The following is a 20,691-nucleotide window of genomic DNA, read 5'->3' on the forward strand; positions in this document are numbered from 1 at the left end:
AACGATGAAACGATTTGGACTGACCCTCGCGGTAACCCTGACGGCGGCCCTGCCGCTTGCGGCACAAAACCTGTTCGCGCCGGTGGCGCGGGTCGATGACAGCGTGATCACCGAATTCGAAGTGCAGCAGCGTGTGCGGTTCCTGCAGGTGCTGAATGCCTCTGGCGCCACCCGTCAAAGCGCCATCGACGCGCTGATCGACGACCGGCTGCGGCTGGCCGAGACGCTGGATGTCGGGCTGGTGCTGACACCCGAAGGGCTGGCCAACGGGCTGGCCGAGTTCGCGGGCCGCGCCAACCTGAGCACCGAGGAGTTCGTCGAGGGACTGGAATCCGCCGGTGTCGCAGGCGAGACCTTCCGCGATTTCGTGCGTGTCAACCTGGCCTGGCGCGAACTGATCCGGGGCCGCTATGCCAACCGCGTCGAGGTTTCCGAAGCCGACATCGACCGCGCTCTGGCAGCGACGGGCAACGCAGGCGGCATCCGCGTGCTGATCTCGGAAATCATCATTCCCGCCCCGCCCAACCAACAGGCCTCTGCAATGGCGCGCGCCGAGCAGGCGGCAAGCAGCACGACAGAAGCCGAATTTTCCAGCTACGCCCGCCAGTTTTCGGCCACCGCGTCGCGCGACAACGGCGGGCGGTTGAACTGGGTCGATCTGAACACCCTGCCCGAAAGCCTGCGTGGCGTGCTCTTGGGCCTGACACCGGGCGAAGTGACCGACCCGCTGCCGATCCCCAACGCCGTGGCCCTGTTCCAGCTGCGCGGGATCGAGGAAACCGACGCGCCCAGCCCCGACTATGCCGCCGTCGAATATGCTGCCTATTACATGGCCGGCGGGCGCAGTGCCGATACGCTGGCACGCGCACAGCAGCTGAAGGCCGAAGTGGACGTCTGCGACGATCTCTACGGCGTGGCACAGGGCCAGCCCGAGGAAGTTCTGGACCGCACCAGCGCGGCCCCGTCCGAACTGCCGCAGGACATCGCGTTCGAGCTGGCCAAGCTTGACCCCGGCGAGGTGTCCACCGCCCTCACCCGTGCCGACGGCCAGACGCTGATGTTCCTGATGCTCTGTGGCCGCACCGCCGCGCTGAACGAGGATGTGAACCGCGAGGACATCGCCTTGCAACTGCGCCAGCAGATTCTGACCGGCTATTCCGACAGCCTGCTGGAAGAATTGCGCGCCGACGCCCGCATCATCCGCGAATGACCCCCGCGCCTGCGCTGCCGGTTGCGATCAGCTGCGGTGAACCAGCAGGGATCGGACCTGAAATCGCGGCAAAGGCATGGGCGGCACTGCGCGGCGACGTACCGCTGTTCTGGATCGGAGAGCCTGCGCACCTGCCCGCTGATCTGCCCTTTTTGCTGATCGACACGCCCGCACAGGCCGCCGAGGCGCTGCCGCGCGGCCTGCCGGTTCTGCACCACGCATTCGCTGCGCCAAACACCGCAGGCGTCGCCAATCCCGCCAACGCAAGGGGGGTCATCGACGTCATCGCGCGCGGCGTGGATCTGGTGCGAACCGGTCAGGCTGCGGCCCTGTGCACGGCACCGATTCACAAGAAGGCGCTGCAGGACGGTGCGGGCTTTGCCTATCCCGGTCACACCGAATACCTGCAGGCGCTTGCAGGCGCCGACCGTGCGGTGATGATGCTGGCCTCCGAACAGTTGCGCGTCGTGCCGACCACCATTCACACCGCCCTGTCCGATGTGCCCCGCGCGCTGACGCCCGCCCTGCTGCGCGACACCATCCGCATCACGGACGACGGCCTGCGCCGCCAGTTCGGCATCGCACAGCCGCGCATCGCGGTCGCGGGCCTGAACCCTCACGCGGGCGAAGGTGGCGCGATGGGCCGCGAGGAAGTCGACTGGATCGCCGCCCTCGTCACCGAGATGATCGCCGAAGGCTATGACCTGCGCGGCCCCCTGCCCGCAGATACCATGTTTCACGCCAGCGCCCGCATGGCCTATGATTGCGCGGTCTGCATGTACCACGATCAGGCGCTGATCCCGATCAAGACGCTGGATTTCGACCGCGGCGTGAACGTGACGCTGGGGCTGCCGTTCATCCGCACCTCGCCCGACCACGGCACCGCCTTCGACATCGCGGGCACCGGCGTCGCCAACCCGTCGTCGATGATCGAAGCCATTCGCATGGCGCACCGGATGGCACAAGGAACGTACCGCACATGAACACGATCGACAGCCTGCCGCCGCTGCGCGAGGTGATCGACACCCACGACCTGCGCGCGCGCAAGTCATTGGGCCAGAACTTCCTGCTGGACCTCAACCTGACCGCCAAGATCGCGCGGCAGGCAGGCGACCTGACCGGCTGCGACGTGCTGGAAATCGGCCCCGGTCCGGGCGGGCTGACACGCGGATTGCTCTCCGAAGGCGCGCGCCGCGTGCTTGCCATCGAAAAGGACGCGCGCTGCATGCCTGCGCTGGCCGAGATTGCACAGGCCTATCCGGGCCGCTTGCAGGTGATCGAAGGCGACGCGCTTGATATCGACCCGCTGGCCCATCTGACGCCGCCCATTCGCGTGGCGGCCAACCTGCCCTACAACGTCGGCACCGAACTGCTGGTGCGCTGGCTCACGCCAAAGGACTGGCCACCCTACTGGCAATCGCTGACGCTGATGTTCCAGCGCGAGGTCGCACAGCGCATCGTCGCGGCACCGGGGTCCAAGGCCTATGGGCGTCTGGCCCTGCTGGCACAGTGGCGCGCCGATGCGCAAATCGTGCTGAACCTGCCGCCCGAGGCGTTCACGCCGCCGCCAAAGGTGTCCTCAGCCGTGGTCCATCTGACTGCGCTGCCGCAACCGCGCTATCCCGCCGATGCCGCCGTGCTGAACCGCGTGGTCGCCGCCGCGTTCAACCAGCGCCGCAAGATGCTGCGCTCCGCCTTGAAGGGCGTGGCCCCGGATATCGAGGACCGCCTGCAGGCTGCCGGTCTCAAGCCGACGGAACGCGCCGAACAGATCTCGCTGGAAGGGTTCTGCGCATTGGCGCGCGCCGTCGCAGCGCCTTGAGGCACGGTTTTTCCGCTTATCCGAAAACCAAAAAAGGCCCCGCATCATGCGGGGCCTTTTTCGTATTCTGTCAGATCGGTGCGGGGCGACTACTCAGCCGCTTCCGGTGTGCCGCCGCTGTTGCCCTGACCGTCATCCGCATCCGAAGCGGCAGACTTCTTGCTTGGACCTCTTGAAGTGGTCTTTGCGGCAGGCTTGTCTGAGTTCTGGTCGGCGTTTTGGTCAGCGGCCTTGTCAGCCGGGGGCTTGGGCTTGCGCCGGGCGCGTGTCGGCTTGGGCTTGGGCGCGCTTTCGGGCGTGTCCACCAAACCGCTGTCGCTGTCGTTCTCGATGACATCCGGCTGGGATTGCGGCTGCGACTGGGGTTGCGACTGCGGCTGAGATTGGGGCTGCGAATGGGGCTGCGGCTGCGACCCCTGATCGTGCCCGCCGTTGCCGCCGGAATTGTTGTTCTGCGATCCACCGGACTCGCGTTCCTGGCGTTCGGTGCGCTCGCGATCACGCTCGGCCTGACGGTCACGCTCGGCCTGGCGTTCGCGGTTCTGACGCTCCTGATCTTCGCGCTTGGCGTCGATCTCGCGTTGCGCCTCGCTCAGCAGACGCAGGTAATGCTCCGCGTGCTGCTGAAAGTTTTCCAAAGCAACACGGTCACCGGACAGCTGTGCGTCGCGCGCCAGCTGGTTGTACTTGTCGATGATCTGTTGCGGTGTGCCGCGCACCTTGCCTTCGGGGCCAGAGCTGTCGAACACACGGTTGACGACGTTGCTGCCACCCCCGCTGTTGTTCGGGCTGCGGTTGCGCGTGTTCTTGGACCGGGACCGGGATCTCGAAGATTTCATGAAATAGCTTAGCCTTGTTATGCCTATCGCTGCGATTTTCGGATTGCGCGACATGCGCCATCTTTTGTCCGAATATGCGATGTGTTGGGCTTGACGCCGAGCGGGACCACCAACAGGTATCCACCGCTGCAACACCTTTGAATAAACATGCACGGCGGTGCGGGACAAGCATTATTTGCGCCGATGCGTCACTTTTCCACGGTTTGTGCGGGTTTATGCCGTTTGCGGCGGGGTTCTGGCACAGATCACGCGGTCGCGCCCGTCCAGATCGGGCAGGCAGATCACCTGCTCCCATCCCGCGCGATGAAAGATTTCCACAACATCCGCCGCCTGCGTCCAGCCGATTTCGCAGATCAGCCGACCGCCCGGCTCAAGATGCGCAGGCCCCATCGCCGCCAGCACGCGGTAGGCGGTCAGCCCGTCGGCCTCGTCGGTCAGCGCCATGCGCGGCTCGTGATCGCGCAACTCCGGCGCGACGTGATCCATTTCTTCCGAGGCAAGGTAAGGCGGGTTCGACACGATCAGGTCATAGTGGCCCCGCACCGTGCCGAACCAGTCCGACTGGATCACCTCGGCACGCGGCGCGACGCCGTGCAGCACCGCGTTGGCGCTGGCCTGCAGGCAGGCGGCCTCGCTCAGGTCGGTGCCGGTGCCCACCGCCGATGTCCGTTCGGCCAGCAGCGTCACCAGAATGCAGCCCGATCCCGTGCCGATGTCCAGCACGCTGGCGAATGGCTCGGCCAAGGCCGCCTCGATCAGGGTTTCGGTTTCCGGGCGCGGGTCCAGCACGTCGCTGCTGACCTTGAAGCGGCGGCCGTAAAAGCTGCGCTCCCCGACCAGATGGCTGACCGGCACCCGCACAGCGCGCAGGCTGATCAGCGCGTCGTAGCGTTCGGCAATCTCGGGGGCGATGTCCTCGGGCGCGATCAGGGTCACGCGGGCGGCGTCGACCTGTGCGGCATGGGCCAGCAGCAGCCGCGCATCGCGCGCAGGGTCCGGCACACCCGCCGCACGCAGCCGCGCGGTCGCCGCCGCCATCGCTTGTGCGGCGGTCATTGTCCCATCTCGGCCAGCAACCGCGCCTGATCGTCGGCGCGCAAGGCATCTATCACCTCGTCCAGATCGCCCTGCATCACCGCATCCAGCTTGTAGAGCGTCAGGTTGATCCGGTGATCGGTCATGCGCCCCTGCGGAAAGTTGTAGGTGCGGATCCGCTCGGAGCGGTCCCCGCCACCCACTTGCGATGCACGGTCCGCACTGCGCGCCGTGTCGATGCGGCTGCGTTCCATGTCGTAAAGCCGCGCGCGCAGCACCTGCATCGCCTTCTCGCGGTTGCGGTGCTGCGATTTCTCGGAACTGGTGACGACGATGCCCGTCGGAATATGCGTGATGCGCACGGCGGAATCGGTGGTGTTGACGTGCTGTCCGCCTGCCCCTGACGACCGCATGGTGTCGATGCGGATGTCATTGGCGTCGATATGAATGTCGACCTCTTCCGCCTCGGGCAGCACGGCCACGGTGGCCGCCGAAGTGTGGATACGCCCACCGCTTTCGGTCGTGGGCACCCGCTGCACCCGGTGTACGCCGCTCTCGTATTTCATCCGCGCAAAGACGTTGTCGCCCTTGATATGGGCCACGACTTCCTTGATCCCGCCCAGTTCGGTCGCCTGTTCCTCGATGATCTCGAAACCCCAGCCGCGTGCTTCGGCATAACGCATGTACATCCGCAGCAGATCACCCGCAAACAGCGCCGCCTCGTCGCCGCCCGTGCCGGGGCGAATTTCCAGCATCGCAGGCTTGGCATCGGCGGCATCGCGCGGCAACAGCGCCAATTGCAATGCGGCCTCGGCGGCGGGCAAGGCCGCCTTGAGACGCGGTATCTCCTCGCGCGCCAGATCGGCCATTTCGGGGTCGTTCAGCATGTCGCGCGCATCCGTAATGTCGCGGTGCAACTGCCGATACAGGGCAATCTGCTCGACCACAGGGCGCAGATCGGAATATTCCTTGGCCAGGGCCGCAATATCCCCGCCGCCCGCTGACATCGCGGCTTCGAGGTACTCGAACCTTTCGGTGATTTGCTGAAGGCGCTCTGACGGGATCATTCGCGTTCCATCTGATATTGAAGGGCTTTGGTCAAGGGCAAGCGCTGTGGTATGCTATGGGCCATGATACGCAGCATCGCACTTGTTCTGGCACTCACCACACCCGCACTTGGCGACGTCAAGGCGCCGGGTGGCAAGACCATCGACTGCTTTTGCACCGACAAGGCCGGCGCCCGGATCGAACTGGGGGAAACCATCTGCCTGCAGGTCGATGGCCGCATGTTCATGGCGCAATGCCAGATGTCGCTGAACGTGCCGATGTGGCGCGAAGTGCAAAAGGGCTGCCTCAGTTCATCGTTGAACAGTGGCCAGCAACCCCTTCAATCTTTTAGCATTTACCCCCATATCTGACGACCCGAACCGGGACCGCGCCAGCATGCGCACCTGTCCGTCTGCCTGCTCGATGGTGGTGTAATCGGGAAAGCCTACATTGGCGGTGCGCGTCATGTAGGTGATCCGCCCCGCGTCCACCGACCCCGCCAGCACTTCGGTGCGGGGCAGATCGCGCATCGCCGTGTCCAGCCGGGCCATCAGACCGTCGTTGGCGGGCAGCACCCGCACGGCACCGTTGCCAAAATCCTTGTCCTCGGTCGCCGTCACAGGCTGATTCCACCGCGCCGTGTCGGACGGGGCCAGCCGCACATAAGCCACGGCCGCAATGGCAGTGACCCCCAAGAACACCAAAATCCAGATAAACATGCCAATAAATCCCTTACTCTTCTTCATTTCGGTCCCACTGCCTTTCTAGCGATAGGCCACACCCGGCAGGACACACAACAGCTCGAACAGGATATTCGCCCCGGTCAGCGCCGTGTTGCCCGAGGTATCATAGGGCGGGCTGACTTCCACCAGATCGCAGCCGACGATGTTCAGACCACGCAATCCGCGGATCAGCTGCAGCGCCTGCGGCGTGGTCAGCCCGCCGATCTCCGGCGTGCCGGTGCCGGGCGCATAGGCGGGGTCAAGGCTGTCTATATCATAGGTTACATAGACCGGCGCATCACCAATGTCGCGCCGTATTTCGGCGCCCAGCGTGTCCAGCGGACGATGCCACAGTTCAGACGCCTGCCATTGCTGAAAACCCCAGCCTTGCGCCTCGGTAAAGTCGGTGGCGGCATAGCCAGTGCCACGCAGGCCCACCTGATAGACCTTCTGCGGGATCACCAGACCCTCTTCATAAGCGCGGCGGAAAACGGTGCCGTGGGTCTCGCGCTCGCCGAACATCTCGTCGTTCACATCAGCATGGGCATCGACATGCACCAGCGCCACGGGCCCGTGGCGTTTGGCAATCGCACGCAGGATCGGCAGGGTGATCGAATGATCGCCACCAATGGCCACGGGCATCACGTCATACTTGAGGATCGCATCATAACTCTTTGCAATGATGCGTAAACTGTCAGCCAGAGAAAACGTGTTTATCGCCAGATCGCCAATGTCGGCCACCTGCAGACTGTCAAAGGGGGCGGCCCCCGTCTGGATGTTATAGGGCCGGATCATCGCGCTTTCCGAGCGCACCTGTTTGGGCCCGAACCGCGTGCCTGACCGCCACGAGGTGCCGATATCCATCGGCACGCCCAGCACGCAGACGTCCAGCCCCTTGAGGTCATTGACAGACGGCAGGCGCATGAAGGTGTTGGGGCCGGAAAACCGGGCAAGATCGTTGCCGCTGACGGGTTGGTTCTTGCCCGTCATCCCTCAGGCTCCCTTGACTGGCTGTGCGGTCTCGACCAGCCGCACGAAGAACGAGGCGCCAACAGGCGACGTCGCATCGTTGAAGTTGTATTTCGGGTGGTGCAGGCTTGGCCCCTCGCCGATCCCCATGAAGAAATAGGCACCGGGCCGCGCCTCCAGCATATAGGCAAAGTCTTCCGCCCCCATGTTGGCGGGGCTGTCCACATCAACCGCCGCCTCGCCCGACACGTCGCGCGCCGCCCGCGCGGCAATCTCGACGCTGTCTGCGTGGTTGACGGTGGGCGGATAGCCCAGCACAAAATCCACCGTGGCCGTCAGCCCAAAGCTCGCAGCTTGTCCCGCGACGATCTCTCTCATGCGCCGTTCCGCTAATGTACGCATTTCGGGCGTAAATGTACGTACTGTGCCGTTCAGATAGGCTGTTTCGGGGATCACGTTGTCGATGGTGCCGGTGTGGATCTGCGTGACCGAGATCACAAGCTGTTGGCCCGCCTCGATATTCCGGCTGACGATGGTCTGCAGCGCCTGGGTGATCGACGCGGCACAGACCACCGGATCAACCGCATCCTGCGGCTGCGCCCCGTGCCCACCACGCCCCGTAAGGTGGATGTGAAACGTGTCCGCCGCCGCCAGCAGCGGACCGGGGCGTGCATGAAACGTGCCCTCGTCAAAGCCGGGGACGTTGTGAATGCCATAGACCTGCGCGATGTCGAAAGTGTCCATGATCCCCTCCTGCACCATCGCCTCGGCCCCGCCGGTCGCCTCTTCGTCGGGCTGAAAGATCAGCGCCACGCGGCCCGCGAAATTACGCGTCTCAGCCAGGTATTTTGCCGCCCCCAGCAACATCGTGGTGTGCCCGTCATGGCCGCAGGCGTGCATCCGACCTTCGTGGGCGCTGGCATAGGGCAGCCCGGTCATTTCCGTCATCGGCAGCCCATCCATATCGGCGCGCAGGCCTATGGTCGGCCCCGCGCCCTGCCCGTTGATGATCGCGACGATCCCGGTCTCGGCAAAGCCCTCGTGGATCTCGTCGACACCGAATTCGCGCAGACGCTCCGCGACGAAAGCCGCTGTCTTGTGACAGGCACGGCCCAGTTCGGGAATGGTGTGCAGATGTTGTCTCCACTCGGCCATTTGCGGTGCAAAATCTGCGATACGGTTGACGACGGCCATTGGGTGGACTCCTTGGGTAATTTGCGGCTTGGTGCATCTGACACCGAAGTGATCCGGGCTGCAATGGGGGCTGAAATGACGAACGATCTGATCCACGACCAATCCGCGGGGATCGAGCGTCTGCTGGAGATCATGCGCCGCCTGCGCGACCCCGAAACAGGCTGTCCCTGGGACATCGAGCAGACCTTCGACAGCATCGCACCCTACACGATCGAGGAAGCCTATGAAGTGGCCGACGCGATCGAGCGGCGCGACTGGCCAGAGCTTGAGGGCGAATTGGGCGATCTGCTGCTGCAATCGGTCTATCACACCGCCATCGGCGAAGAGGCCGGGCATTTCACGTTTCAGTCGGTTGTGCGCAACATCAGCAACAAGATGGTCGCACGACATCCCCATGTCTTCGGCGACGAAAGCCGCGACAAATCCGCCGAACAGCAGACTGCGGACTGGGAAAAGATCAAGGCCGCCGAGCGCGCGGGCAAGGCGCAGCGCGGCACGCTGGACGGTGTGGCAATCGGCCTGCCTGCCCTGATGCGGGCGGTCAAGCTGCAAAAAAGGGCAGCGCGCGTGGGCTTTGACTGGCCCACGACCGCTCAGGTCATCGACAAGATCACCGAAGAGGCAGCCGAACTGGTCGAGGCACGCGACACGCTGAGCCACGCCGAGGTGACCGAGGAATTCGGCGATCTGCTGTTCGTCATGGCCAATCTCGGGCGGCACCTTGGCGTCGATCCCGAGGAAGCCCTGCGCGCGGCAAACGCCAAGTTCACCCGCCGGTTCGAGGGGGTCGAGCGTCGGCTGGCAGATATGGGCAAGACCCCCAACGACAGCGATCTGGCCGAGATGGACGCGCTGTGGGACACGGAAAAAGCGGTGGAAAAAGCCGCCGAGAAGGCGCTCAAACGCGGCTAGGCGCAACGGTTAGCGAACCCTTGCCGTGACGTGGCACCCCCACTAGACATCGCCGCCGCCAATTGCGAGTGTCGCGCACTGCCCCGAGGGCTGATTTTCTCACGACCAAGGACCCGCCATGACGCCCACAACCGGCCCCGCCTCTACACCGCGCAAGATCATCATCGACACCGATCCCGGTCAGGACGACGCCGTGGCGATCCTGCTCGCCTTCGGCAGTCCCGACGAGATCGAGGTGCTGGGCATCACCGCCGTCGCAGGCAACGTGCCCCTGGCGCTGACCGAAAAGAATGCGCGCATCATCTGCGAACTGGCGGATCGGCGCGACATTCCCGTCTATGCAGGCTGCGACCGGCCGCTGGGCCGCCCGCTGGTCACGGCGGAACATGTGCACGGCAAGACCGGGCTCGACGGCCCGTCGCTGCCTGATCCGACCATGCCCCTGCAAGAGCAGCACGCAGTCGATTACATCATCGAGACCCTGCGCGCCCATGATGCGGGCACCGTCACGCTCTGCCCGTTGGGGCCGCTCACCAACATCGCCACGGCCCTGCAGTGCGCGCCGGAGATCGCCGAGAAAGTCCAGCAGATCGTGCTGATGGGCGGCGCCTACTTCGAGGTCGGAAACATCACCCCCGCTGCCGAGTTCAACATTTACGTCGATCCGCAAGCCGCTGATATCGTGTTCAAATCCGGTATCGACATCGTGGTGATGCCGCTCGATGTCACGCACAAGGCGCTGGTGACCTCTGCCCGCAACGCAGCCTTTCGCGACCTCGGCACGCCGGTGGGCATCGCCGTAGCACAGATGACCGAATTCTTCGAGCGGTTCGACAAGGAGAAATACGGCAGCGCCGGTGCGCCCCTGCACGACCCTTGCGTGACCGCCTATCTGATCCGCCCCGAACTGTTCACGGGCCGCCATGTCAACGTCGAGATTGAAACCACCTCCGAGCTGACGCTGGGCATGACCGTCGCCGACTGGTGGGGTGTCACCGACCGCGCGCCCAATGCGACGTTCATCGGCGATCTGGACGCCGACGTCTTCTTTGCCCTGCTGACGGAACGGATCGCCCGGCTATGAGCGCGGTGCTCACCCTTGCCACGCCCGACCATCTCGATGCCCTGCTGGCGCTGGTCGCGCGGTTCCACGAGGAACAGGGCATCGCCAGCACGCCCGACAGCCGCCGCGCCGGTATCGCGCCGCTGCTCGACGGTATTCCGCACGGGGCCGCCTATCTGATCGGCCCGCCCCGCGCGCCCATCGGCTACATCATCGTGTGCTTTGGCTGGTCGGTCGAATTCGGCGGCATGGAGGGCTTCGTCGACGAACTTTACATCCGCCCCGGCGTGCGCGGACGCGGTGTCGCGACCGAAGTGCTGATGGCCCTGCCGCGCGCACTCGGCGCTGCGGGCATCAAGGCGCTACACCTCGAAGTGGCCGCCGGTAATGACACGGCCCAGCGGCTTTACAAGCGCGCGGCGTTCCAGATGCGCGACGGCTACCACCTGATGACACGGATGCTCTAGAATCCAGAGCCAGAAGGCTTATGTGAACCCCATGACCTTACACATCCCTTTCGACAACACCTACGCCGCCCTGCCGTCCGGCTTTTACAGCGCACAGCCGCCCGTCGCGGTCAAGGCACCGAACCTGCTGGCGTTCAACCAGGCTCTTGCGACCCAGCTTGGCATCGTCGCGGACCCTGCCGAACGCGCCGAGGTCTTTGCCGGCAATAAGGTGCCCGAGGGGGCCGCCCCTCTCGCGCAGCTCTATGCAGGCCACCAGTTCGGCAACTTCAACCCGCAACTCGGCGACGGACGCGCGCTGCTTTTGGGCGAGGTGATCGACCAAAGCGGCCTGCGACGCGACATCCAGCTCAAGGGCTCTGGCCCCACGCCCTACTCCCGCATGGGTGACGGACGTGCCTGGCTCGGGCCGGTCCTGCGCGAATACGTGGTGTCTGAGGCGATGCACGCCTTGGGTATCCCGACCACCCGCGCACTGGCTGCCGTCGCCAGCGGCGAGCCGATCTGGCGCGAACAAGGCGCTCTGCCCGGTGCGGTGCTGACCCGAGTCGCTTCAAGCCACCTGCGCGTGGGCACCTTCCAGGTCTTCGCGCACCGGGGTCAAGTCGAGGAGTTAAAAACCCTCACAGATTACGCCATCGCACGCCATTATCCGCAAGCCGAGGGACCGATGGGCCTGCTCGCGGCGGTCTGCGCCGTGCAGGCCGAACTGATCGCCGCATGGATGTCAGTGGGCTTCATCCACGGGGTAATGAACACCGACAACTGCGCGATCTCGGGCGAAACCATCGACTACGGGCCTTGCGCCTTCATGGACGCCTACGACGAGGCGCGCGTGTTTTCCTCCATCGACCAGCAGGGCCGCTACGCCTTTGGCAACCAGCCGCGCATCGCGGTGTGGAACTGCGCGCAGCTGGCCACAGCACTGATCCAGCAGATGGACGACGCGGACGCCGCAATAGAAGAGGCCACAACGATCGTGCATGCCATGCCCGGCCAACTGCAAGCCGCGTGGCTGAAACGCTTTGGCGCGAAACTGGGGTTGGCAGAGCCCACGTCCGAGGACCAAAAGCTGATCGAAGACCTGCTTGCCCTGATGCAATCGAACGGTGCCGATTTCACCAACAGCTTCGCGGCCCTCGACACGGACCGCGCACAGGATCAGTTCACCGACCGCGCAGCCTTTGACGCGTGGCACAGCCGCTGGCAGGCCCGCATCGCGTCGGAGCCTGAACCCACGGCCCTGATGGCGCGCAGCAATCCGCAGATCATCCCGCGCAATCACCGCATGGAACAGATGATCGAGGCTGCGGTTGCAGGCGACATGGCCCCCTTCCAGCGCGAGATGATAGCACTTGCCACGCCCTTCGATCCCGCGTCCGATCCGGATCTCAAACGCCCGCCGACCCAGCAGGAAATCGTGCCCGCGACCTTCTGCGGCACCTGACCTTCATCTTGCAGGACAAACTCCGGGGGGCGGCCAAAGGCCGGGGGGCTGGCCCCCTTCTTCCCCCTGCAAAATTCACTTGCGGTTGATCAGAAATATCCCCGCCGCAACCAGCCCAAGTGCGGCCCAGATCGTCCAGCCCACATGCTCGCCCAGTATGAACCAGCCCAGAATCACCGCGAACACCGGTGACAGAAAGCTGAACGAAGCGACCGAGGACGCAGGATAGATCGACATCAGCCAGAACCACGCCAGAAAGCCGAAACTCGCCACAGCGATGATCTGGAACCCCAGACCCCACAGGTGGATCGGCTGCACGTCGCGCAACAGGTCTCCGAACAGCGGTGCGACCAGCAACAACAGCGGCGCCGAGATGACCAACTGCCACAGCAGCTGTTGTTCAGGCGGCACACGGGCCAACGGGGTCACCCGCACGCACAGCGCAATCCCGGCCCAGCAGAACGCGGCGAACAGCGCCAGCAGATCGCCCACCAGCGATGCCTGCCCGTTGCTGCGATCCACCAGCGCCAGCACCACGCCCCCCATCGCCAGCACCAGCCCGATCATGCGCACGACGCTCAGCCGCTCGGACGGGAGCAGCACATGCGCAGCCAGCGCCAGCCAGACCGGCATCGAATAGAAAATGATCGACACGCGCCCCACCGTCGTCAGGTCCAGCGCAATGAAAAGACACATGAATTCAACGGCAAACAACAAGCCCGAGACGATGCCGCCCCAGTAGCTGCTGCGCGGCAGCGCAAAGGACACCCCGCTTGCCTTCATCCAGATCATCAACACGACCGCGCCGCCAACCGACCGAAGACCGGCCAGGAACACCGGGCCGAAACCGCCGTTCGTGACCTTGACCACCACCTGATTGAACGCGAGGTTCAGCGCAAACACGATCAGCGCGACCGCGCCCAGCGTGTCCATATGTTTTTTACGTTCCATACCCGCCAACAAGCGGCGCACGCGGGACAAAGTCAATCCTGCCGCTGCGGCTTAAGTTCAGGCATACCAACCGAAACGTCCCCGGTTCGGGTTGAAACCGTCAGCCTGCGTGTGAGAAACGCAAAGGTACCGCGTCGGCAGCACCCGATCCACCGTGCCCCCGCGCATGAAAAAGGCCCGAACCACCTAGGGGTCCGGGCCTCGTATCATCTCACCCTTACAGATCAGGCCGCCTGGCTGCCGCCGCCACCGGGCTTGCCGCCACCGCCGCCGCGACGTCTGCGGCGTGGGCCGCCACCCGCAGGTGCCCCGCCACCACCGCCACCGCCGCCGCCAGGGCGTCCACCGCCACCGCCACCGCCACGACGACGACCGCCACCGGGTTTACCGCCCGGCTTGCCGCCACCAGCGGGCAGATCGACGGATTCCCATGCACGGCCCGTGGCAATCGGTATTTTCACGCCCATGGTCTTCTGGATGTCGCGCAACTGGTCGATCTCGTCAGGCGCGCAGAATGCAACCGCCGCCCCGTCCTTGCCTGCGCGCGCGGTCCGACCGATGCGGTGCACATAGCTGTCCGGCACGTTGGGAAGCTCGTAGTTGTAGACGTGCTTCACGTCCGGAATGTCCAGACCCCGCGCTGCGACGTCCGTCGCCACCAGAACCTTGATCTCGCCCGACTTGAACGCAGCGATGGCGCGGTCGCGCTGTCCCTGGCTCTTGTTGCCGTGGATGGCCCCGGCGGCAAAGCCCGCCTTGTCCAGCATCCGGCTGAGTTTTTCCATGCCGTGCTTGGTGCGGCCAAAAACCAGTGCGCGTTCATCGCGGTGCTTGTCCAGCAGTTCCATCAGGAATTTGGATTTCTCGGCCTTGGCGATAAAGTGCACCTCTTGGGTCACCTTGTCGGCTGCCTTGCCCGGAGGGTTCACTTCGATGCGGATCGGGCTGTTGAGATAGCTGTTGGCAATCTCGTTCATCAGCTTCGGCATGGTCGCCGAAAACAGCATCGTCTGACGCTCCTTTGGCAGCACCGCCGCGATCTTGCGCAGATCGTGGATAAAGCCCATGTCCAGCATCTGGTCGGCCTCGTCCAGCACCAGGAACGTGGTTTCGCGCAGGTCCACCGCACGGCGGTCCATCAGGTCGAGCAGCCGGCCCGGTGTTGCCACCAGCAGGTCGACACCGCGTTCCAGACGCTTGATCTGCGGGTTGATCGACATGCCGCCGACGACCATCTGCGCCTTAAGCGGTGTGCCCGCGCAGAATCCTTTCAGGTTTTCCATGATCTGGTTGGCCAGTTCGCGCGTCGGTGCCAGCACCAGGCCGCGCACTGTGCGCGGGTTCGGGCGGCCCTGCATCTGCAGCATCTGTGCGACCAGCGGCACGCCGAAGGCAGCCGTCTTGCCGGTGCCGGTCTGTGCCAGCCCCATCACGTCGCGCCCGTTCAGGGCGTGCGGAATCGCTTGTTTCTGAATTGGCGTCGGGTCTTTCAGACCCATGTCCGCCAGCTTTTTGACCAGCTCGGCAGGCAGGTCCATCATATCGAAATCGCTCATGTCATATCCTTCGGCCGCACGCAGGTGCGCACGGCATCACATAAGGTGAAGCGGCCGGAAAATCAGCGAGCGCGGGCCACATGCCAACGCCCCGTCCGGTCGCGTTGCCCCATGCGTGATATCGGGAACAGATGGGCATCCGCTGGTCCTGACCTCCCCTTATCCCAAGGGTGCGGTCGGCGGGTGTGATCCCGCTCTTTCCTGTCTCTGCTCACGCGGCAGACGGTAACGCCTGAGTGGCACATGGACTTTTGCTGGGGATAAGTCAACCATTGCCTCTGGCCCCGATGATCAAAGAAAGTTACACCAAGGTCCGAATTACACCCTTTTGACCGCAGCCGACGCCCGCACCGACCCCGGAGACCGCCATGAGCCTACCGATCATTGCCCGCTGCGAGGCCAAGGGCCTGCGCGTGACCGGCCAGCGCCGCGTGATCGCGCAGGTGCTTCAGGACAGCGAAGACCACCCCGATGTTGAACAACTCTATGCGCGCGCATCAGCCATTGATGCGGGCATCTCGATCGCCACCGTCTACCGCACCGTGAAGCTGTTCGAAGAGGCGGGCATTCTCGACAAGCTGGAATTCGGCGACGGGCGCGCCCGCTACGAGGACGCCGAGCGCGACCACCACGACCACCTGATCGACATGAACTCGGGCGAGGTGATCGAATTCGTCGATGACGAAATCGAAGAGCTGCAGGAACGGATCGCCGCCAAGCTGGGATATAAGCTGCGCGGTCATCGGCTTGAACTTTACGGCGTGCCGTTAAAGAAATAGGCGTCACATCTGAACATGCCTGAACAGGTCATGTCTCGTTAATCTACAGGCTGCTAAACCTGTAAAAGCCATCAAGCGAATTGGACCCAATTATGCCCGTTGACCGCGACCGCCCGCTTCTTGCCGTGTTGATCGACGCCGACAACGTCCCCGCCAAACACGCAACCGCCATCCTGCGCGAAGTGACCTCGATCGGCGAGCCCGCGCTGCGCCGCGTCTATGGCGACTGGTCGTCGGGCCGTCTGCGGAACTGGTCCGAGCATGTGTTGTCGCTGGGTCTGGTGGCGCATCAGGAAACCGCGAACACCTCCGGCAAGAACGCCAGCGACATCGGTCTGGTGATCGACGCGATGGACATCCTGCACACCCGCCGGTTCGATGGCTTCGTGCTGGTCTCCTCCGACAGCGATTTCACCTCGCTCGCCAACCGCCTGCGCGAGGATGGCCTGACCGTCATCGGCATCGGCGAGAAAAAAACGCCAGAGGCGCTGCGCAACGTGTGCAACCGGTTCATCTTTATCGAAAACCTCGGGCCCACGGCAGATGGCCCCGCGCCGGCCCTGCGCGAAAAATCCCGCGACGCCCTGCCCCTGATCGAGGCTGCGATGGAAAAGATCGAACGCGAGGACGAATGGTATTCGCTGGGACAGATCGGCCAGACAATCCAATCATCGCACCCCGATTTCGACACCCGCACCTATGGCCACTCCAAGCTGAGCGCGCTGGTCCGCGACATCACCGAGATCGAGACCCGCAAGGACGGCAATCAGCTGATGATCCGCCTGCAGGCCTGACGCCTAGAGCACAAGGTTGTCGTCCTGCTCTTCCGCGCGGCTTTCGTCGTGGGTTGCCAGCGCCATGCCGAAGGTCAGGATGCCGACGCGCCCCGCCGTCATCAGCACGATCACGACCAGCTTGCCCAGATCGGACAGATCGCCGGTGATGCCGGTGCTCAGCCCCACCGTGCCCATCGCTGACACCGCCTCGAACAGCAGCGCCTCGAAGGGCTGCGCCGCATCTGTCAGCAGCAGCAGGAACATCGCCAGCGCACACAGGCCCGCATAATAAGCCAGCGAGGCCGTGGCGGTCTTCAGCTTTTCGTCCGAAACGCGCCGCTTGAAGAACCGCACGGCCTCGCGCCCTTTCAGGGTCGAGCGCACCAGCCCCAGAAGGGCCGCGAACGACGTCGTCTTCAGCCCGCCACCGGTGCCCGCAGGCGACGCGCCCACCACCATCAGCACCATCAGAACCATCAGCACCGCCTGCGAAATCCCCGAGATCGACACCGTGTTGAACCCCACCGTAGTGCTGGCCGACATGGTCTGGAAAAACGCCGCCATCAGCCGCTCGGACGGCGGCAGGATGCGCAGTTCCGGCTCGGTCACGAACAGGATCACCGTGCCAAAGGCCAGAAACGTCAGCGTCATGCGCACGATCACCTTCGAGGTGAAGCCCAGAACCCGCCTGCGCCCCAGCAGCGCACGCCAACCGTCCACCACGATCAGAAACCCCATCGCCCCCAGCAGGCTGAGGATCGAGATCGCGATATTGATCCCTACATGATCGTGGAACGCTTCGAGCGAGCTGTCGAACAGGCTGAAGCCCGCCGTGCAAAACGCTGAAATGCTGTGGAAAATCGCCATCCACAGGGCGTCGGGAACGCCCGCGTGATGGAACATCAGATACAAGGCCAGAGCGCCCACCGCTTCGCACAGGAACGTGAACCACACCACCGAACGCAGGAACACCACGGGCGAGATGCCTTCGGGCAGGTTGAACGCCTGCCGCACCGTGTGGGTGCGCATCCGCCCCAATCGGTGATAGACTGACAGCACCGCGAATGATCCGATGGTCATATAACCAAGCCCGCCCGCCTGGATCAGCAGCAGGATCACGACCTCGCCAAACAGGCTGAAACTGCCGCCGACGCTCAGCGTGGCAAGCCCGGTGGTCGACACCGCCGACACGGCCGTGAACAGCGTATCAAGAGCTGCGACAGGCACGGTCTGCGCCACCGGCAGCGCCAGCAGCGCCCAGCCCAGCAGCATGTAGGACACGTATCCGAACAGCAAGAGCCGCGCAGGGGCTGCATGCATCACACTGACACGGGCCGCCAAGGCGGCCCTGCGAACGAACCTTCTAATCTTCACCACGCGTGCCTTTGTGCGGTTTTCAGCCATAACGCTGCAGCGCGGCAAACGGTTCGGTCGATCTTGCCGATTTTGCGTCTTGCAACTGCGCCCGATTATCCCCATCCCCTCGGCAACACAAGCATGGGGCTGAGAATGGACAATCTACGCGGTGCGCTGATCATGGTGCTGGCGATGCTGGGCTTTGCCATAGAAGACAGCTTTATCAAGCTGTTGTCGACCGATCTTCCGGTCGGTCAGATCCTGGGCCTGCTGGGCATCGGCGGTGCTGCGATTTTTGCCGTGATGGTGCGCGCGCAAGATCAGGTGTTGTTTCCGCGCGCGGCACTTTCCGGCCCCGTACTGCTGCGCAACGCGGGCGAACTGCTGGGCACGCTGGGGTTCATCACCGCGATCGCGCTGATCCCGCTGTCCACCGCGTCGGCCATCCTGCAGGCGACGCCGCTGGTGGTCACACTGGGGGCTGCCCTGTTTCTGGGCGATCCCGTGGGCTGGCGGCGCTGGACCGCGATTCTTGTGGGCTTTGCCGGGGTGATGCTGGTGATCCGTCCGGGTCTCGACGGGTTCGACATCCTGTCGCTTTTTGCCCTGCAGGGCGTGCTGGGTCTGGCGATCCGCGATCTTGCGACACGCCGCGTGCCCGCGACGACCTCGTCGATGCAGCTGAGCTTCCTTGCGTTCCTGATGCTGATCCCTGCGGGGGTCTTCCTGCTGCTGGTAAGCGGCACGCCCCTGGTCCGGCCGGAACCGCTGCACTGGCTGCTGATGGGCGGTGCGGTCGCGTTCGGCGTGGTCTCCTATTACGGGATCGTCGTGGCCATGCGCATCGGCGAGATCAGCTTCGTCACGCCGTTTCGCTATTCGCGGCTGGTCTTCGCGCTGGTCATCAGCATCGTTGCCTTTGCCGAGGACGTCGATCTGCTGACCTATGTGGGGGCGACCATTATTGTGGCATCCGGCATCTACACGGTCTGGCGCGAACGCCGCGTGGGCCGCAAAACCACGGCAGGGCCGATCACACCCCTTCCCCTGCGGATCGACCCAAGTTATGACGCAGCCGAGCCCAGCACAAAGGACATTTCCCAATGAGCACCATTATTGACATCCACGCCCGCGAAATCCTCGACAGCCGGGGCAATCCCACCGTCGAAGTTGACGTGATCCTCGAAGACGGCACCATGGGCCGCGCCGCCGTTCCCTCGGGTGCCTCAACCGGTGCCTACGAGGCGGTTGAAAAGCGCGATGGCGACAAGTCGCGCTATATGGGCAAGGGCGTGCTGGAAGCCTGCGCCGCCGTCAACGGCGAGATCGCCGAGGCGCTGGTGGGCATCGACGCCACCGAACAGGTCGAGATCGACGCGATCATGATCGAACTGGACGGCACCGACAACAAAAGCCGCCTGGGCGCCAACGCCATCCTGGGCGTTTCGCTGGCCGCAGCCAAGGCGGCGGCAGATTACTGTTCGCAGCCGCTCTACCGCTATGTCGGCGGCACCTCGGCGCGGGTTCTGCCTGTGCCGATGATGAACATCATCAACGGCGGCGAACATGCCGACAACCCCATCGACATTCAGGAATTCATGATCATGCCGGTGTCGGCCACCAACATCCGCGAAGCGGTGCGCATGGGTTCCGAAGTGTTCCACACCCTGAAAAAAGAGCTGTCCGCCGTGGGCCTGTCCACCGGCATCGGCGACGAGGGCGGCTTTGCGCCCAACATCAGCTCTTCGCGCGACGCACTTGATTTCATTCTGAAATCCATCGAGAAGGCGGGTTATAAACCCGGCGAGGATATCTATCTGGCGCTCGACTGTGCCGCCACCGAATACTACCGCGGCGGCAAATACGAGCTGTCTGGCGAAGGCAAATCACTGAGCTCCGAGGAAAACGTGGCCTACCTCGCGGCACTGGTGAACGACTATCCGATCATCTCGATCGAGGACGGCATGTCCGAAGACGACTGGGACGGCTGGAAGGCTCTGACCGAGGCGCTGGGGGACAAGGTGCAATTGGTTGGCGATGATCTCTTCGTGACCAACCCTGTGCGTCTGGCAGACGGCATCGCGCGCGGTTGCGCCAATTCGATGCTGGTCAAGGTCAACCAGATCGGCACCCTGACCGAGACGCTGAAAGCCGTCGATATGGCCCACCGTGCAGGCTTTACCAACGTGATGTCGCACCGCTCGGGCGAGACCGAGGACGCGACGATTGCAGACCTTGCTGTCGCGACCAACTGCGGCCAGATCAAGACCGGCTCGCTGGCGCGCTCGGACCGGCTGGCGAAATACAACCAGCTGATCCGCATCGAGGAAGCCCTGGGCGAGACCGCCGAATTCGCGGGCCGCAGCATCCTGCGCTGATACCCTGACAATCCGCCCCGCCCGGTTTCCGGGTGACGCAGAGGCGCCGGCGCGCCTTTGCCGGGGCTAATACGATCTGCTGGCGGCGCGCTGTACCGCGTCGCTGGCCATTGTGGAAACCTATGAAAGTACAAAAGCGCGCCAGCCCCCCTGCGCGCTTTTGCCTTC

The 20,691-nt window shown here is 64.1% G+C and carries 21 protein-coding genes; 12 read left to right on the forward strand and 9 right to left on the reverse strand.

Annotated features, from left to right (window positions below; genetic code table 11):
* Nucleotides 1-4 precede the first annotated feature (4 nt).
* Genes NTA49_RS09295 through rsmA form a run of 3 tightly spaced genes read left to right on the forward strand, consistent with a single transcriptional unit; the run spans nt 5 to nt 3,032 of the window.
* Nucleotides 5-1,210, forward strand: a complete 1,206-nt coding sequence (locus NTA49_RS09295; protein ID WP_258294457.1) for a peptidylprolyl isomerase — start codon at nt 5-7, stop codon at nt 1,208-1,210.
* A complete protein-coding gene (pdxA, locus tag NTA49_RS09300) occupies nt 1,207-2,193 on the forward strand; it encodes a 4-hydroxythreonine-4-phosphate dehydrogenase PdxA (RefSeq protein ID WP_258294458.1) in 987 nt (328 codons plus the stop codon). The genes NTA49_RS09295 and pdxA overlap by 4 nt, the downstream gene beginning before the upstream one ends.
* On the forward strand, nt 2,190-3,032 hold the full coding sequence (gene rsmA, locus NTA49_RS09305) for a 16S rRNA (adenine(1518)-N(6)/adenine(1519)-N(6))-dimethyltransferase RsmA (protein WP_258294459.1): 843 nt from the start codon (nt 2,190-2,192) through the stop codon (nt 3,030-3,032). The genes pdxA and rsmA overlap by 4 nt, the downstream gene beginning before the upstream one ends.
* A gap of 89 nt (nt 3,033-3,121) precedes the next feature.
* Here rsmA and NTA49_RS09310 read toward each other — a convergent pair whose 3' ends face one another.
* From NTA49_RS09310 to prfA, 3 genes are all read right to left on the reverse strand, one after another.
* Nucleotides 3,122-3,871, reverse strand: a complete 750-nt coding sequence (locus NTA49_RS09310; RefSeq protein WP_258294460.1) for a DUF4167 domain-containing protein — start codon at nt 3,869-3,871, stop codon at nt 3,122-3,124.
* 213 nt (nt 3,872-4,084) lie between these two features.
* The gene (gene prmC / locus NTA49_RS09315) at nt 4,085-4,927 is read right to left on the reverse strand and encodes a peptide chain release factor N(5)-glutamine methyltransferase (protein WP_258294461.1); all 843 of its coding nucleotides are present in this window, start codon (nt 4,925-4,927) and stop codon (nt 4,085-4,087) included.
* Nucleotides 4,924-5,973, reverse strand: coding sequence for a peptide chain release factor 1 (gene prfA, locus NTA49_RS09320; RefSeq protein WP_258294462.1), 1,050 nt, complete (start codon nt 5,971-5,973; stop codon nt 4,924-4,926). The genes prmC and prfA overlap by 4 nt, the downstream gene beginning before the upstream one ends.
* A 63-nt stretch (nt 5,974-6,036) precedes the next feature.
* Between prfA and NTA49_RS09325 the strand changes: the two genes are divergently transcribed.
* Nucleotides 6,037-6,324, forward strand: a complete 288-nt coding sequence (locus NTA49_RS09325; protein WP_258294463.1) for a hypothetical protein — start codon at nt 6,037-6,039, stop codon at nt 6,322-6,324.
* Here the strand turns inward: NTA49_RS09325 and NTA49_RS09330 are convergent.
* The 3 genes from NTA49_RS09330 to NTA49_RS09340 are packed head-to-tail and all read right to left on the reverse strand — an operon-like array spanning nt 6,265 to nt 8,838.
* Nucleotides 6,265-6,672 (reverse strand): DUF1499 domain-containing protein, encoded by a 408-nt coding sequence (locus NTA49_RS09330; RefSeq protein WP_258294464.1) that lies wholly within the window; start codon nt 6,670-6,672, stop codon nt 6,265-6,267. The genes NTA49_RS09325 and NTA49_RS09330 overlap by 60 nt on opposite strands.
* A gap of 45 nt (nt 6,673-6,717) precedes the next feature.
* Nucleotides 6,718-7,665: an agmatinase gene (gene speB, locus NTA49_RS09335; protein WP_258294465.1), complete on the reverse strand. Its 948-nt coding sequence runs from the start codon at nt 7,663-7,665 to the stop codon at nt 6,718-6,720.
* Between the two features lie 3 nt (nt 7,666-7,668).
* Nucleotides 7,669-8,838: a M20 aminoacylase family protein gene (locus tag NTA49_RS09340; RefSeq protein WP_258294466.1), complete on the reverse strand. Its 1,170-nt coding sequence runs from the start codon at nt 8,836-8,838 to the stop codon at nt 7,669-7,671.
* Between the two features lie 75 nt (nt 8,839-8,913).
* Between NTA49_RS09340 and mazG the strand changes: the two genes are divergently transcribed.
* From mazG to NTA49_RS09360, 4 genes are all read left to right on the forward strand, one after another.
* Nucleotides 8,914-9,750, forward strand: a complete 837-nt coding sequence (gene mazG, locus NTA49_RS09345; RefSeq protein WP_258294467.1) for a nucleoside triphosphate pyrophosphohydrolase — start codon at nt 8,914-8,916, stop codon at nt 9,748-9,750.
* A 118-nt stretch (nt 9,751-9,868) separates the two neighbouring features.
* Nucleotides 9,869-10,834, forward strand: coding sequence for a nucleoside hydrolase (locus NTA49_RS09350; RefSeq protein ID WP_258294468.1), 966 nt, complete (start codon nt 9,869-9,871; stop codon nt 10,832-10,834).
* Entirely contained in the window at nt 10,831-11,280 is a 450-nt protein-coding gene (locus tag NTA49_RS09355) for a GNAT family N-acetyltransferase (protein WP_258294469.1), read from the forward strand. The genes NTA49_RS09350 and NTA49_RS09355 overlap by 4 nt, the downstream gene beginning before the upstream one ends.
* Before the next feature lie 31 nt (nt 11,281-11,311).
* Nucleotides 11,312-12,727 carry a protein adenylyltransferase SelO gene (locus NTA49_RS09360; RefSeq protein ID WP_258294470.1) on the forward strand — a complete coding sequence of 472 codons (1,416 nt, stop codon included), beginning with the start codon at nt 11,312-11,314 and terminating at the stop codon, nt 12,725-12,727.
* A gap of 75 nt (nt 12,728-12,802) precedes the next feature.
* On the opposite strand, the gene NTA49_RS09365 is transcribed toward NTA49_RS09360, so the two are convergent.
* Together NTA49_RS09365 and NTA49_RS09370 are read right to left on the reverse strand one after the other, a co-directional pair.
* Nucleotides 12,803-13,678 (reverse strand): DMT family transporter, encoded by an 876-nt coding sequence (locus tag NTA49_RS09365; protein ID WP_258294471.1) that lies wholly within the window; start codon nt 13,676-13,678, stop codon nt 12,803-12,805.
* Nucleotides 13,679-13,902: 224 nt separating this feature from the next.
* Nucleotides 13,903-15,234, reverse strand: a complete 1,332-nt coding sequence (locus NTA49_RS09370) for a DEAD/DEAH box helicase (RefSeq protein WP_258294472.1) — start codon at nt 15,232-15,234, stop codon at nt 13,903-13,905.
* A 368-nt stretch (nt 15,235-15,602) separates the two neighbouring features.
* On the opposite strand from NTA49_RS09370, the gene NTA49_RS09375 reads away from it, so the two are divergent.
* Together NTA49_RS09375 and NTA49_RS09380 are read left to right on the forward strand one after the other, a co-directional pair.
* The gene (locus NTA49_RS09375) at nt 15,603-16,013 is read left to right on the forward strand and encodes a Fur family transcriptional regulator (RefSeq protein WP_258294473.1); all 411 of its coding nucleotides are present in this window, start codon (nt 15,603-15,605) and stop codon (nt 16,011-16,013) included.
* 92 nt (nt 16,014-16,105) lie between these two features.
* Nucleotides 16,106-16,807 (forward strand): NYN domain-containing protein, encoded by a 702-nt coding sequence (locus tag NTA49_RS09380; RefSeq protein ID WP_258294474.1) that lies wholly within the window; start codon nt 16,106-16,108, stop codon nt 16,805-16,807.
* 3 nt (nt 16,808-16,810) lie between these two features.
* Here NTA49_RS09380 and NTA49_RS09385 read toward each other — a convergent pair whose 3' ends face one another.
* Nucleotides 16,811-18,109: a TrkH family potassium uptake protein gene (locus NTA49_RS09385; RefSeq protein WP_258294475.1), complete on the reverse strand. Its 1,299-nt coding sequence runs from the start codon at nt 18,107-18,109 to the stop codon at nt 16,811-16,813.
* A gap of 189 nt (nt 18,110-18,298) precedes the next feature.
* Between NTA49_RS09385 and NTA49_RS09390 the strand changes: the two genes are divergently transcribed.
* Together NTA49_RS09390 and eno are read left to right on the forward strand one after the other, a co-directional pair.
* Complete coding sequence (locus tag NTA49_RS09390) at nt 18,299-19,252, forward strand: DMT family transporter (RefSeq protein ID WP_258294476.1); 954 nt, start codon at nt 18,299-18,301, stop codon at nt 19,250-19,252.
* Nucleotides 19,249-20,523: a phosphopyruvate hydratase gene (eno, locus tag NTA49_RS09395; protein ID WP_258294477.1), complete on the forward strand. Its 1,275-nt coding sequence runs from the start codon at nt 19,249-19,251 to the stop codon at nt 20,521-20,523. The genes NTA49_RS09390 and eno overlap by 4 nt, the downstream gene beginning before the upstream one ends.
* Nucleotides 20,524-20,691 lie beyond the last annotated feature (168 nt).

This window comes from Pseudosulfitobacter koreensis (assembly GCF_024733015.1).
In the GTDB taxonomy this organism is placed as follows: Bacteria; Pseudomonadota; Alphaproteobacteria; order Rhodobacterales; family Rhodobacteraceae; genus Pseudosulfitobacter; species Pseudosulfitobacter koreensis.